We start from the raw sequence: 13,759 nt of genomic DNA, 5'->3' as shown, positions 1-13,759 counted from the left end.
TCACGCGCTCACCTTGAAGTTCTCAAGGGCGCCATTCTCCTTAAGCCAATCCAAAACAGCAGGCGTCACCAGAGCCAGGGTGGCGCGTTGGTCGCCCACCGCGCTCAGGAAATCGCCGACGCCCGGAATTGCGCCGACGCTCGCCGCCCGTTCCGTGTGTAAACGTTCGGCCTCGAGCATCAGCCTCCTCACGATTGGCCTCAGGTCGGACAATCTATTGTTCTGTTTGCTCGCCAGCGCCTCATGCGCGCAGCTTTGCATGCGTCTTCCGAGGTCAGCGAGATTATCGACGCGCTCCAGGAGCATCCCGAACGCAATCAAAGGCCTGAATTCCCGCTCAACGATGCTTCGCCAATGCTCCGTTACTTGGCGCCCCACTCGGGCGAGGGTCTTCCGAAGCGCTTCAAACGCGTCTTTGGCCTCCCTCAATTCGTCCGACTTTTGGGCGGTCTTTAGCGCCTCAGCGGCGTCGGCGGCGTCGTCACGTAGTTCGGCCAAATCGGCCGCAAACTTAGTCAGAGCGGCGATGTCGAGGAGGGCGTCGAGACGCTCTATCTCCCCGGGGAATTCGCGCAAAGTGTTTGTGATGATCGTCAGCCGATCGCCAAGTTCGCGGCGTTCGACGGCCGGCGCCAAGTCAGGTATTAGAGCCTGCAAATCGAGTAACGTGTCGCTCATGCCACCCCAATCGTTGGCGGAGGCCGGCTCTTGTCTAGGACATCCTGGATCTTGCGTCCCACCTGATGAACCTCCTCAAGCGAGGCGGATCCGCCAGCGCCGATGATATCCTTGGCACCGACAAGGAGTAGACGCATCACTTGCTCTCCGAGCACCGCTATCTCACGCCAGTCTTCGAGGTCGCGGGCGGGGGCCCGCGCCAGCCAACCTAAGAGCGACGCCCGATCCGCCGGAGGACTCGTCTCCGGTTCGTCAAAGGTGACGAGAAAGGCCTCCGTTCGCATAGGGCCCTCCTCGTTTAGTCTCTTCTGAATTCGCCCGAATGCCCGCTTCCACTCCCCGACCTTTTCGGGCGCAATGTCAGGGAGGAGAATGGAGACGACGCTAATAACTTTGTCCACCTGGGACAGATGCTCGGCGATACCTCGGCCCCCCAGCAAACTCATCAGTCGCTTGCCCCTGTCGACCAACTGGGCCAACTCAACATGCCTTATCCGCGTCAGGGCGGTTGCAGCATCGATGACCAATCGCTTGACCGTGTCGTATTCGTTGACCAAGGTGTCGTTGCCGTCACTCGGTGAGACGTCGAACCGAAGCGTTTCCCGGAGCCGCAGCATGGCGCCAGCGGCTTCCGAAAGGTCTGCGACGCCTTGGCCTTCACCAAGCGACAGGTTCATCGCCTTACGAAGCTCAATTCGAAATTTGTTGTGCCACTGATCGGTGGCGCTGAGCCATTCCTGCCAGGGCGCGGATCGAGCCTTCCGATCGCCGTCGGTCACCTCCTCGTCGCTAAGCAGGACGCGCAACTGCTCGGACCACGGCGCATCAGGCGATACGGCGCAGCGTAGCCAGCAGCGGGCGAGCAGGATTTGCGTCAACACCGGCACGGGCGACCAGCGTCGCCCGTCCTCGGTGCGGCCAAGGCGCTGATCAACGTAGTCTGAAACCAGGATGCCCAGACGCCGCATCATCGCGGCGAGCTTTCGCCGGTTATATTCTTGGTCGTCCGAGCTTAGGGCACCGCCCGGTTTGAGCGCGACGTAGGCTTCTAGTCCGCTGCGCACCCATGCCTCGGGCCCGATACTCAGGTAGTGGCGCTGCCGCGAGGTTGTGCCCTCAAGCTTGACCATTTCAAGTGTGACAAGCCGGTCCAGAACCGATTGAGGCAAGCCGAGGGTGCGCGCATCCAAGCTCCGGACCAGAAAGTGCACGGTCTTGTTCCAATCAGTCGCGTTGGTGATCGAGTGGCCAACGCTCCAGGTCCGCAATTCGTCGCGGAGGCGTTCCAGTTCTGGCCTCGTCGGGCCCTTGTTCATCGGCCGCGCCACGGCTTCGGGTTTGCGCGCCGGACTGCCGCCGGGTCGCAACGCTTCAGGAAATTTGCGCGTTTCGGGAGCCACGGGTTCTGCTTCAGCAACGGCTGCGCGTTCCTCGGCGGCAGCCGGAGCCTCAACCAGATCATTGGCTGCGGGGCGGACGGCTCGTGCGTGCGGAGACCCGATCCATGGAAGGTTGAAGGCGGTGAGGAGGCTTCGGCTTACACCCGCCAGGGCGAGGTCTCCGCCAACCTCCGTAGTTTCTGCCCGTTCAGGGTCACCCCAATACGCAAAGATGCGGCGCATCCTGCCCCTTTCGCCCTCGGAGTTGTTGACCATCTGAGTTTCGATGATCCTCGCCAGGTGATTACTAGATAGGACATAGTCGGCCCGACGATGATCCTGGATTGGCAGGGGCTCGATGGCAACACCGGGATAGGAGCCTTCATCGAGGCGTTGCGGTTCTGCCAAGCTTGGCAGAAGCACGGCCTGCAGCATTCCACGGGGCGTCTTCCAGGTCAGTCCGTTATCGCTCTCCTTAAGGCCGTCGTACAAGCGGTCCAGCGCATTAGCGGTAAATGGAAAGAGAGACACGCCGTCCACCTCCCCAAAAGTGCCGACGCAGCTTGCCCGCTTGTTACAGCCCATGCAGATGTTGGGAGGCGGGCTGTCTGGCTCGCTTACGAGATCCGCAGCCCACGCGTTGAGCCGGTCGACGCCGGCCCGGACGGCGGCAAGGTAACGGGCGGCGAAGCATAATCGCGTGGGGCGGTGGCGGAAGGTGGCGACGTCCTGCAACTCTTTGGTAACGCGACCGAGCAGAACCTCATGGGTAATCCTGCCACGGTAGTTCCCCTGGAGCTTGCCATAGTAGGCCGGCGTCACCCCCACTACCGAGATCAACGGGCACACGTCGATCTCAGACTCATCGCCTCGGACCGCGGCATTGAAGACCAGGACGTCGATCAAGCTGTCGTCCAGGCCTTCCCAGCTAGTGATATCCTCCAACAACAGGATCAGCCTTTGACCGCGCTTGGCGAGCACTTCTCGGACCTGTCGGAACAGGGCCTTAAGCCCTTCCGCAGATACGCCAAGGACATTCTGGATCGCATGGTTGCGGCGTCGATTGAGAACGTTCAAAAACTCTAGGCATGTCCGCAGGTGTCCCGGAACCTGTTGCGCAATCTCCACTGCATTCCAGCCCTGATTGCGCCACTCATTCACGACGTCGGATTCGTGGATGAGCCGGCGGGCCAACTCTTCGGTCGGACCAGAAACGCCACTTCCTCTGACTGTGCCGCAATAGCGGGCCAGATCCTCGATATCGAACAGGTCAAAGTCGGCGGTTGCGGAGTTCCGCTGCCCCCCCGCACCCTCAAGCAACGCGAGGATGCGGGCTGGGGCGGTCCAGCCTTTGCGTACCGCGCCGTGTCGGAGGAGGTCGGCGGGGTGCCTCTTCCGGCACCAGTCATCATCGTCCAAGGGCGGGTCGAAGTGGCCGGACTCCAATGTCTCGGCCAGCGTGCCGAGGAAGATATTCGCGCGTCCTTGAAAAGCTGCGCGATGCCTCTGGCCCAGATGGGCGAACAAAGGTTCAAACTCCGCGGGCAACCGCTCCTTCAGTTGGCGCAGCGCGCCTTCAAGGCTGCCGTCAGACCGCCGAAGCAACAGCTTTACGTCGTCGCCTTTAGGCCAGTTCACTGAGAGCCAACGGATCAAGTGAGACTTGCCGGAGCCCGGTTCGCCTTGAACGACGCAGAAGGCGTGCTTTCGGTCAGGCTGTGAGAGCGCCTCAAGGACCGACCGTTCGTTTTCGGCATGGATGTCGGCTCGGCCGGGCCCCCCCAGATCAAATCCCTGCATCGGCGTGTGGGTCGCGAGGAATATCGCGTCAGCGCCTTCCAAGGCCTCTGCGGGAATAACAGCGGAGGCGCTGGCCGCCGTCCAACAGGCAAAGGCGTGGGTCACGACGCCGGTCCTGCGGCGATGCTGACCTGAACGAAACCCTGCGTCGGGTGGGTTGGGTCCGGGGAAAGACTGACTACATCGGGCGAATCCCCAAGCTGTTGCAGGTCCAGCGCACCCTCGTCCTGCAATTCCCGCAGGGCGGCGCTAAGCACCGGCGAGAGCCGACGGGGCGACGATGGCTGCGATAAGCGTTCGCACGCTTGCAGATACAACCGCCCGCGATCCAGATACGGCATCCGTTCAGACAACAGCCCGAGAAACTCGTCGGCGCTCTGCATAGAGCCTTGAGCGCTCGCACGCTGAAGCTCCCGATGAATCCGCGCAGCCGGGGATGGGTTCGCCGGCATCGGCGCCGGCATGGCGGTCGCCAAGCCAAGAAAGACCAGCCATCGACGCCAGGCGACGACCTTTTCCTTATTCATCTTCTTGCCGCCGTCATCGTCGTCACCTATCAGACCCGCGGCCGCTTGGTCGGCGAAGGACTCGGCGGTCAGTTCGTAGATCCAACTCATAGAGCCCATCCGCTCGCTTCGAGCGATGAGCCAAGCGTAGGTCTCGAGAACAACGGCGTCCTTCGCCGAACTTTCGATCCCACACAACACGTCATGCACCCAATCCGACATGGATGGCTGGTCAATGACGGCAACTCCCACGTGGGTGCTGACCGAAGAGCGGTCGCCGTCGACGCCGCCCAGGCTCGACGCCGCGCTGATCACCTGGCGCACATTGGCCGTATTGACGAGTGTCGTGACGCCGGCCTTCAAGGAACCTGGGTTCAGGAGACTTTCCAATTCCGCCCGCGACTGTCCTCCGAAGGTGGCGAGAGCTGTTAAGACCGACCAGACGCGCTCGGGCGAGCCTTGAGTATTCGACAAGAGACTCATGCAACCTCCCGATCGGCTGCGAGATCGTCGAGCATAGACTCTGAAATCGGCGCTCGTGCAGACACCGTCTGGTCCAGCCGACGTCCTTCCAGTTCTCGATCTGGTTGAGCCACCACGATGATCATAATCTCCGGCCATGCCAATGTCACCTGTCGCACTCGCGCCAGGAGTTGTCGCGCCAACCCTTCATTCGCAGGCAGGAAGACCGCCGTGCCTACCCGGGCGAAGGCCGTCGGCGGCCCGCTCCATTCGTCATAGGCCAGGACAAACCCGTATCGGGGCTCGATTTCGATCAGTGCCTCCGCCGCGGCGTCGACGTGACCGGCAGCGACGATTAGTTGCTCCACGCCGACGCGGGCCAAGCTAGTCGCCAACTGCTCTACCCCGCGTTCGAAGTCTGGATCATACGGCGCAAGCAGGGTTACACCGGCCGGAAGTCGCGCCTCTTCACAGGAGATGGGGCCGGGCCATGCGGTCTCCAAGCCGCTGCAGGCCAAGACTCTCGGCGGGTGAACGCCACGCATTCGGCATGAGGGACAGCGCCCGCAGGGCTCAGCGAACACCGTGCCACCCTCGATAAGCTCAAAGGCAGCCCTGGTGACGCATTTCGACTCTGGTTGACGCATCAGCGCGACAAAAAGACTGAGCTCCTCCTTGGCCTCCGCCTGTTCGGCGTCCCGGACCGACATGATGTAATCCCAAACGTTGGACATCGACTTTTCGAACATTCGATCGTCGCAGATGTCGACGACCCATAGATCGCCCGGTTCGTCGCCACTCGGATTTGTTGTAACGACCTCCAAAACGCCAGCGCGCTGGAGTAGTGTTAGGAGCGCCCGGTTCCACGCCCGATTGTAGTCTCCCGAGAAATTGGCCAAGCCTTCTCTCACAGCGTCGAGATCCAATGTGAGCCGGCGGCGTTCGCCTTGCCAGGTCATGTCCCGGCGCCGATCGACAAGCGCACGCCATCTGCTTTCGGCTTTGTCCCTGCCGAGCCAGCTTCGCGTCGACTGCCCAAAAGCATCGCGAACGTCGCTCGTTGGTCCAAGCTGAGGTCCAAAGTCCGTGAACAGGCAAACCGCGAGGCCTTGGTACCCATCGCGCGCCGCTCGGCCGATCTCTTGATACCAGCGCGTGGGACCTTCAGGGAGGCAGGCGTGAACGACTGCGCGTACATCCGCCTTGTCTACCCCCATGCCGAACGCACTGGTCGCCACGACAAGGTCGATTTCGTCAACGGCCCATTGGTCCACGATGGCTCGCCGTTGTCCTGGGTCCGAAATGGCGCCGGTGAAGAGCGCTGCGCGCCGATAGCCGCGCTCCCTCGTCAAACGGTCGTAGAGATGGGACGCCTCCTCTACTAGGGTTGTGTAGACAATCACAGGTCTGGGCACCCGATCAATGGCAAGGTCGAGCGCAGTTTGCCGGATCGCAGGATCGTCGAAAGACTGGATCGCAACATCGAACTCATACCGCGGAGCCCGGGCGTCGACCTCAAGCCACGGTTGCGGCGCGGCACCATAGGATCGGCGCAGTTCGCGTCGCGCTGCTGGAGGCAAGGTCGCTGACAACAGCAGCGCTCGCAAGTTTGGATCATGACGGCGCAGGGCGGCGAGCGCAGAGGAGAGGCGTTGAAAGTCTGGTCGAAAACTTCGCCCCCACTGCTCCACGATATGCGCTTCGTCTATAACGAAAACCGCGAGGCTCGCCGCCAGTCCGCCGGGCTTCTGCGCCGGATCCATGGCGGCTTCTGCGAGCGCGGCGGAAACTGCCGAGCTCAAGACTTGCTCTGGGGAGAGCAGAAGGATCGGGACGTCACCGCGACGGAAGGCGAACAGCGCGTCCTCTCTTGCGGAGCCCTTCAGGTCGCCCGTAAGCGCAATGCTTCTCTCGAGGCCTGCGATGCCCGATAGGGTTCGCTGATGATCCAAGGCGAGCGCTACCGTCGGCGTTATTACCACGACGCAGCTTCCGGTCCGCCGCCGTCGGGCTTCGAGCGCAGCGATCTGGAACAGCAGGCTCTTCCCCGAACCCGTCGGCATGCTTACCATAAGCCCGCCACCTGCCGGCATCGTGAGTAAGGCGCGGACTGCAGCCTTCTGCGCAGCGCTTCTGTATCGCCTATAGGGCGTCGAGCGCAGAAGCGCGGCGTCAGGCGATGCGGGCTCGAAGACTAGCCGAGGCGCGCTCTCGAACTTCAGCGCGTCGTACAGGCCGGGAACAAGGACGAAGTCCTCGCTGGTCTCCATGAGCCGCAGGATTTTTCCGTCGCTGGCCAAGCCGAACCGGCCTAGGAGTTCCGTCTCAGATCGACTGAGTACGATTTCTTCATCGGTCAAGACTACCCGGCCGTACGAGAATCGAACCAACGTTCGCAAAAGTGCCAGTCGGTCGCTTGGAGCCGTTGCTTGAACTAGGGCTTTCCGACAGCGGGCCGCACCCTTGGCGCGCCACTCGTCACTGGCGCGGTAGGCCTCAATCGTTTCGTTTTCCACTGCTTTCTGAATCACCGCGCGGCCATCTCCGGCCTAACTAAACCACTTTAGAATGTATGAGGCAATTCGCGTTACTAGGAGGTTGGAAGGCGCTCCAAACCCCGTCGCCATTGGGTATAGCCCGCCGCCCGTAGGTCACAAGCGGGACAGGCTCCGCATCCACTGCCCCAATCGTGCCGATGCGTCCGGTCTCCTTGGTAGCAGGTGTGTGAGTGCTCGATGAGGATATCCACGAGCGCGCCGCCGCCGATTTCATCGGCGAGCGCCCAAGTTTGGGCCTTGTCGAGCCACATTAGCGGCGTGTCGACGACGAACCGCCGATCCATCCCAAGATTGAGCGCAACCTGAAGGGCCTTGATCGTGTCGTCTCGACAGTCAGGGTAGCCGGAGAAATCGGTCTCGCACACGCCCGTGATCAGGTGATTCAATCCGCGGCGGTAGCCGACCGCGGCGGCATAGGTCAGGAAGAGGAGATTGCGACAGGGAACGAAAGTGTTCGGAAGGCCGCTTTCTGCGAAGGCGATCGCCCGATCGGAGGTAAGAGCTGTGTCGCTGATCGCGCCCAGCGACCGCAAATCGATCAGGTGATCGTTCCCAAGCCTATCGTCCCAGGCGAGAAACTGAGCGCGCAACTGAGTCAGGATGTCCGGGCGAATGTCCAACTCAACGCGGTGACGCTGGCCATAATCGAAGCCAATTGTCTCGACCCGTTCAAACCGCTCAAGCGCCCAGGCGAGGCAGGTCGTCGAGTCCTGCCCCCCCGAAAACAAGACCAATGCCGTTGCGTTCGTCATCAAGCAGCCTCCGCGCCGTAGAAACTGCAGGCACCGTTGTCGCTGTCGCGCCTTACGGTGACCCGCCATAAATTCGGACAGATCGGCGCAAGTTTGCGCCATATCCATGATGACAGGTTCTCCATTGTCGCCGGTCCAAGATCGGTGATCTCGTCCAGAAACCGGTGATCCAGGCCGTCGCGAGTCTCCTGAAGGACTTGATCGAGCAGGCCCAGGTCAATGACCATGCCGCTCTCTGGGTCAGGGCGACCGCGAATGACCACCTCTGCCCGATAGGAGTGGCCGTGGATCCGACGACTCGGCTCGGCATCCACCGTCCGGTCCAGCGTGTGCGCTGCGTCGAATCGGAACTCCTTACTTAGTTCGTACATCAGCGAATGCCCATGAACTTGTGTGTCTGTAGAGACAGGCGCCAGCGCGGATGATGCAGGCAATAGGCTATAGCAGCCGCCGTATTCGATTCGAGATCGGGCCCGTCGAGCGGCTGAAGCAAGAAGTGATCGAAGGCGAGATCCTCAAATTTCGCGGGATCCGCGTCTTTTTGAGGAAAGACCAGCTTCAATTCGTCCCCCGTCGTCTGGGCCAGTGGTGTCGACCCCTTTGGGCTGACCGTGATCCAGTCGATTTCGGATGGCACTCGAAACGAGCCGTTTGTCTCGAGGGAAATTTCGAACGCGAGGTTGTGGATTGCCGACAAGAGTTCGTAATCGACCTGCAGGAGCGGCTCACCTCCAGTCAAAACCGCGAATCGTTGCTGACGACCGTCTCCCCACTTGCCCTCAATTGCCTTCGCCAGCGACCGCGCATCGTTGAATCGACCACCGCCATCGCCGTTGACGCCCACGAAGTCAGTGTCACAAAAGTTGCAGGTTGCGCTCGCGCGGTCGCGTTCACGGCCGCTCCACAGGTTACAGCCGGCAAAGCGGCAGAAGACGGCTGGTCGGCCGGAATGACGGCCCTCGCCTTGCAATGAGTAAAATATTTCTTTGACCGCGTAGCTCATCGCCGTCAGGCCGCTCGATCGGTTTCAGACAAACGCCGCTTAAGGACCTGAACTAGATGAAGCGACAACTGGCGGATATCAGATGGAACGTTCTGAAGGCCGTTCCAGCGTCGGCGCTCCGCGCCGAACTCCCACTCGCCCTCAGTCCAAGCGGTCCGTCCTTTGAGCAACCGCAGGCCGCGCGTGAATTCGTCACGTGTGGTGGCCCCGGTGACGCTGTTAAGGAAGTCCATGACATAACCTAGCGCGACGATACCAGCGCCGTGGATCAGCCGGGACGTCTTGGGCGACTTACCGACCCAATCGTCCGCGAAGACGTGCTGAACCGCGTGAAAAAACTCGCTCATTATCGTAACGCCCTGTGCCAGCAGAAGCTTTTCTTCGCCAGCGTAGAGACGCAGCGCTCCGTCACTTAGGGAGTTCATAATGACCCGCTGCAGAACCGTGTCTCGGATAACTCCCTTCGGATTGGTTTGCTGCTTGATCAACCCTTTTAGCGAAGAGCCTCTGCGATAATTAAGGGCTTCCGTGACAAGCGCTGCTTGCGAGCGACTCGACATCCGCGGCGGCAGGTCCCCGACCTTAGGGAGAAGTTCGTAGACGAGCGCCTTTGGCAATGGACGCGTGTTATTGACGAGAATGAACTGCTTTTGCAGTTCCTCTTCCGTTTCGCATAGGAAGCCGGATACCAGCACTTCAAAGTCACGCCCACGGAGTTCAGAAAGCGCCGTAAAGCGTTGTTGCCCATCAACAATCCAACCCGGCGGCCCTTTAGACGTGTCTATGACCAGTTGGCGAAGTCGACCCTTCGGGGTCATAGCCGGTTCCAGTCGAGCTTGGCCCGTGAACGCCACCACGATCGCGTTGGGTAGGATAGCGTTCGGTTTTTCAAGATAGTCCCGGATTTCGCGGATGTGGCCAGCGATCTGCGGCCTTTGGAAGCCTTGGAGCGCGCCGTCATTATCGCGCCCTGCTCGTTCGATCCGAGCGATGCGTGCGATTTCAGCAGCCTTCGCAATGAAAGTGAAAACTGTGAACTTTCGGCTTTGAAGCGGCGCCAAGGCGTCAAAGCGAAGAATGTGGCGTTTAGTCATGCGTTGTCCTGCCGAAATTCGCTCAAGTGGGTATGGAAAACGTGGAGATTGTGGATGCCGCGCCGCTTATTGCGGTTGGAAGTGCGGAAGATTAACGCCTCCACGCCGCTTTCCCGGCAAACCCGACAACTGCATCGCTCCCAGGGGCGATCGCCAAGGGTATGGGCGTATGCCTTGCGCTGTCGGGCGGCGGCGTCCGCCCGGCGGTTAGGCGAGACCTCCTCATCCCAGTTCAAGACGGCCCAATAATCCATCACCGCATCGAGACTCTCGTCCAATGTCGCGCCGCCGGCGGCGTAAGCGCGCACGCCGCGGAGCGCGCTGTCCTCAAGACGCCTGGCATCCTCCTGGTTGAGGCTTCCTTCGAGCGCCTTGTGTTTGAGCTTGTTGTTCTCGGTGGCCTGTGGAATACGGATCGCGGTATAGTATGAGAGATCGCCGCCAGCTGTCCGCACCCAATAATTCTTCCGCGCGTCCTTGAAAGCGCGCAACAGCGGCGACGTGGTGTCGAAACTGCTTACGCCGTACCGTTCTAGCGTGGCCAGTTCCTCGATTTTCCCGAAACCCAGGAGATGAAGCCGGACGCGAGCGGGCAGCGCGTCGCGCAGAGCGTGCAAGACACGCCGGATCTGATCGATCTTCAATGGGACGGTCCCGCCGATGGCCAAGTACTCGTAGCCCATACTAGCCAGGTTAAGAGCAGCCTGCGTCATACTCTCAGCAGACCAGCCCTGGATGACCCCCATCGAGGTGAACCCAGCGCCTATGCCCCTAGCGGCTTTATAGAACTCGGCAGCGTTCTGAATCGTGATTTCGTAGCGACGCCGCACATCGTCAGGCACGTCGCCCAAAGTTCGGGTCACGCTCACGTCGTCGAAGTCGAAGATGAGGTGGTCCGGCGAACAACCGTGAGTGAAGCCGCCATCGGCATAGAATTCGGCAGTGTCTTCGGCGCTGTAGGGCGGCTCCGGAAGATTCCGGTACGTGAAGGCGCCGCAGTCGCCCATCAAAAGGCTATCTGGAAAGCGCTCGAGCGGATAGCGCAGGAATCGCCGAGCCCCTTCGCGACGAAAGCGCATCAATTGGGCCTCGGAGTATTTTCCGGGATACCGCGCATCGCCGACGATACCGCGAGAGACCAGGATTCCATCATAGGGGGCCTGCTCTAGGAATTCATGAGGGTATTGATCATCGCGGTGAACCGATCGGCCCTCGCCGTTTCGATCTGCAACGAAGTCATATCCGGGGTCGACCGTATCGACGCTATCAGCGAACACGAACCGCATCAGGCGACCTTAGCGAAGGCGTGTATGTGGTCGAGACGCGCGAGGTGACCCGACAAGAGCTTGATGTCGCGCCCGACATTCTGAATCTCATTCCATTCGCGTTGCAACTCCTGCCATCTGCCAGCGGTCCAGCGGCAGTGCGGGGCGATACGAATCAGGGCATCGGTGGCGTGCTGCTGTAAGTCCGCGCCGGGGGCCGCGCGGGACATGATGCGGTCCATTAAGAGGCTCATGGCCTCGATACCCGCTGAGTGCATAAGGCGACTTTCGGTCGGAGGACGGCCCCACGCGTCTGGAAAGACACCGCGCACGGCGCTCCAGTAGGCGACCAGTGCCTTAAACATCGCGTCGACATCGGCGGGATAATCACCCGTCGCTTTATAAGGGGCGAGAGAGCCAAGAGCGCTATTGATGCTGCTGCGGATCGCCTTGATCAACGCCGAGTCAGTTACCACGGCGGTCGCGGAATCCTCGGATAGCCTCTTGATGAGGCCTTGGAATGGAGAGTCCGGCGAGGTTTGAAGGAGATTGACTAGCTCACTTGGAATCTTTCGGGACGACAGGTCACGTGGAAAGGCTTTATCGACCTCAGGGAGCAATTCGTTGATCAGCCTGGGGTCGAGCGGCTTGGCCTTGTTCACCAAAATGAACTGCTCGCGGTGAACCGACAGTTCTTCGGAAACGAAAGCCACTACGGGAACGGGAAAGCTTTTGTTCTGAGCTTTAGAAAGCGCAATAGAACGCTGCTGGCCGTCGACAATCCAAGCGGCCTTTGACCCGTCGCTTGGTAGTGGGATCCGCAGCGTCCCCGCCTCGCAGGACCGTATGTCGCCCCCAGGCTTTTCGCCTCTTGCCTGAACGAAGCGCGCCCGAGGTGAAATCGCGAGAATGATGGCGTTCGGGAAGAGCACCGGGCCCTGATCGAGGAACTCCGTGATCGCCTGGACGTGGCTTTTGATGCCTTTGCGCTGAAATCCTTGTAGCGATCCTTCACCATCCCTATGGACGCGGCTGATCTCGGCGATCTTCAAAAGGTCGGCGCCAGCGACAAAAAATGCGTACACAGCCGTATCCGCCTGCTCAGTGCGGACGGCGCGAACAGCGAGGGTTGCTTCCATGCTCTTTCGCGCACGCGTCATGCCGCTGCCCTCTGTTCGAGTGCGGCTCGGTAGAGGCGACCGAACCGCGATTGTTCGCAGGCAATACCCTCTTCGTCCCGAAGAGCCCGTAGGATCCGCGCGATACCTGCCTGCGACGGCAGGCGTGTCAAAATCAGCTGCAGAATTTCCTCGTCTGTTCGGCGCATGCGACGCGGCCTGTCGGGAGGCGCTACCCCGGCGAGGGCGGCCTCCACGGCAGCATAATCGGCGTCGCGGTCTTGCGCTTGGTGCGTGATGGCGACTGAACGGACGAAATGGAAAAGAGCCCGCTGGGAAAAATCAGCGCGGGTGCCGGGGAGGATAGCATCCAACCGGTCGTCATAGGGAGCAAGCGCTGGATGCAGGAGGGCTGGCAGGGCGCAGCCGAGGGATGCGCCGAAGATTCGCAATCGCGCCAGGGCCTGCGGTTCCAATGCGCTCAAGCTTTGACCTACCATCTCCGCATAGGGGCGAGTGAGCGCAATGAGGACCCGCCCTGAACCCAGGCCGACTGCATCTGCCCATTGATCCGAATGCGGGCCCGAGAGCAGGCCGGAAAACCAGGCTGCGACATCGAGTTCGCCTATGACTCGGGACGCAATGGACTCAGCATGTCCGCAGGACACCGTGAGTCCATACACTGGCACCCGTCGGTCACCCGCTACCAAGCCCAAGCCCGCGGACAGGATATAGAGTTTGCTCATAGCGATCTTCGCCGCTTGAGTCGCGAGCCCAAACCCACGCCCGGCGTAGAGCGCGCTCGCAACGGCGTCCGCCGGCAGCGTCCGGACTTTCTCGTTCCAAACAGATTGCACGGCGTCTTGTGAATCAATGCGCAAAGAAACTGGCGTCGCCGCGGAAAGCGGTCGCGCCTTCTTTCGATGCGTGCAGATGGTGATGACTGCCGCGACCGACCCATTTACCGCGCCTTCAGAGAGTCCATTGAATGCAATCGTCGTCATGAATAACTGCGCCTCAAAACACCCTTTGCCGTCTCACATGGGCCTATTTCTGAACTATATCTAGTGGGTCTTAAGCTCCGTCCCTACGAGAAATGTACGATACCATGACGAAGATTCCATAGCTACGGCAAACTGAACGC

The 13,759-nt window shown here is 60.7% G+C and carries 11 protein-coding genes; all 11 read right to left on the bottom strand.

The window, feature by feature from the left end:
• Complete coding sequence (locus RZS28_RS11045) at positions 1–678, bottom strand: hypothetical protein (RefSeq protein ID WP_407337815.1); 678 nt, start codon at positions 676–678, stop codon at positions 1–3.
• Positions 675–3,962, bottom strand: coding sequence for a hypothetical protein (locus tag RZS28_RS11040; protein ID WP_407337814.1), 3,288 nt, complete (start codon positions 3,960–3,962; stop codon positions 675–677). Before RZS28_RS11040 ends, RZS28_RS11045 begins: the two co-directional genes overlap by 4 nt.
• Positions 3,959–4,846 carry a hypothetical protein gene (locus RZS28_RS11035; protein ID WP_407337813.1) on the bottom strand — a complete coding sequence of 296 codons (888 nt, stop codon included), beginning with the start codon at positions 4,844–4,846 and terminating at the stop codon, positions 3,959–3,961. Before RZS28_RS11035 ends, RZS28_RS11040 begins: the two co-directional genes overlap by 4 nt.
• Positions 4,843–7,185 carry a DEAD/DEAH box helicase gene (locus tag RZS28_RS11030; protein ID WP_407337812.1) on the bottom strand — a complete coding sequence of 781 codons (2,343 nt, stop codon included), beginning with the start codon at positions 7,183–7,185 and terminating at the stop codon, positions 4,843–4,845. The genes RZS28_RS11035 and RZS28_RS11030 overlap by 4 nt, the downstream gene beginning before the upstream one ends.
• A 230-nt stretch (positions 7,186–7,415) precedes the next feature.
• Positions 7,416–8,135 carry a 7-cyano-7-deazaguanine synthase QueC gene (queC, locus tag RZS28_RS11025; protein ID WP_407337811.1) on the bottom strand — a complete coding sequence of 240 codons (720 nt, stop codon included), beginning with the start codon at positions 8,133–8,135 and terminating at the stop codon, positions 7,416–7,418.
• Positions 8,135–8,506, bottom strand: a complete 372-nt coding sequence (locus RZS28_RS11020; RefSeq protein WP_407337810.1) for a 6-pyruvoyl trahydropterin synthase family protein — start codon at positions 8,504–8,506, stop codon at positions 8,135–8,137. The genes queC and RZS28_RS11020 overlap by 1 nt, the downstream gene beginning before the upstream one ends.
• The gene (gene queE, locus RZS28_RS11015) at positions 8,506–9,138 is read right to left on the bottom strand and encodes a 7-carboxy-7-deazaguanine synthase (protein WP_407337809.1); all 633 of its coding nucleotides are present in this window, start codon (positions 9,136–9,138) and stop codon (positions 8,506–8,508) included. Before queE ends, RZS28_RS11020 begins: the two co-directional genes overlap by 1 nt.
• Before the next feature lie 5 nt (positions 9,139–9,143).
• On the bottom strand, positions 9,144–10,232 hold the full coding sequence (gene dbpB, locus RZS28_RS11010; protein ID WP_407337808.1) for a DGQHR domain-containing protein DpdB: 1,089 nt from the start codon (positions 10,230–10,232) through the stop codon (positions 9,144–9,146).
• Complete coding sequence (gene dpdA, locus RZS28_RS11005; RefSeq protein ID WP_407337807.1) at positions 10,229–11,518, bottom strand: tRNA-guanine transglycosylase DpdA; 1,290 nt, start codon at positions 11,516–11,518, stop codon at positions 10,229–10,231. Before dpdA ends, dbpB (RZS28_RS11010) begins: the two co-directional genes overlap by 4 nt.
• A complete protein-coding gene (gene dbpB, locus RZS28_RS11000; protein ID WP_407337806.1) occupies positions 11,518–12,657 on the bottom strand; it encodes a DGQHR domain-containing protein DpdB in 1,140 nt (379 codons plus the stop codon). The genes dpdA and dbpB (RZS28_RS11000) overlap by 1 nt, the downstream gene beginning before the upstream one ends.
• Entirely contained in the window at positions 12,654–13,619 is a 966-nt protein-coding gene (locus RZS28_RS10995; RefSeq protein ID WP_407337805.1) for a hypothetical protein, read from the bottom strand. The genes dbpB (RZS28_RS11000) and RZS28_RS10995 overlap by 4 nt, the downstream gene beginning before the upstream one ends.
• Positions 13,620–13,759: the final 140 nt, after the last annotated feature.

Origin of the sequence: Methylocapsa polymorpha (assembly GCF_045689225.1) — a bacterium.
Taxonomy (GTDB): domain Bacteria; phylum Pseudomonadota; class Alphaproteobacteria; order Rhizobiales; family Beijerinckiaceae; genus Methylocapsa; species Methylocapsa polymorpha.
The sequence above is the reverse complement of the archived record's forward strand: the minus strand, read 5'-3'. Positions and strand labels throughout refer to the sequence as shown.

Excerpts from the sequence above, each read along its gene's own strand:
- dbpB (WP_407337808.1), bottom strand. The coding sequence starts at position 10,232 with ATGACTAAACGCCACATTCTTCGCTTTGACGCCTTGGCGCCGCTTCAA.
- queC (WP_407337811.1), bottom strand. The coding sequence starts at position 8,135 with ATGACGAACGCAACGGCATTGGTCTTGTTTTCGGGGGGGCAGGACTCG.
- queE (WP_407337809.1), bottom strand. The coding sequence starts at position 9,138 with ATGAGCTACGCGGTCAAAGAAATATTTTACTCATTGCAAGGCGAGGGC.
- RZS28_RS10995 (WP_407337805.1), bottom strand. The coding sequence starts at position 13,619 with ATGACGACGATTGCATTCAATGGACTCTCTGAAGGCGCGGTAAATGGG.
- dpdA (WP_407337807.1), bottom strand. The coding sequence starts at position 11,518 with ATGCGGTTCGTGTTCGCTGATAGCGTCGATACGGTCGACCCCGGATAT.
- RZS28_RS11020 (WP_407337810.1), bottom strand. The coding sequence starts at position 8,506 with ATGTACGAACTAAGTAAGGAGTTCCGATTCGACGCAGCGCACACGCTG.
- dbpB (WP_407337806.1), bottom strand. The coding sequence starts at position 12,657 with ATGACGCGTGCGCGAAAGAGCATGGAAGCAACCCTCGCTGTTCGCGCC.
- RZS28_RS11035 (WP_407337813.1), bottom strand. The coding sequence starts at position 4,846 with ATGAGTCTCTTGTCGAATACTCAAGGCTCGCCCGAGCGCGTCTGGTCG.
- RZS28_RS11045 (WP_407337815.1), bottom strand. The coding sequence starts at position 678 with ATGAGCGACACGTTACTCGATTTGCAGGCTCTAATACCTGACTTGGCG.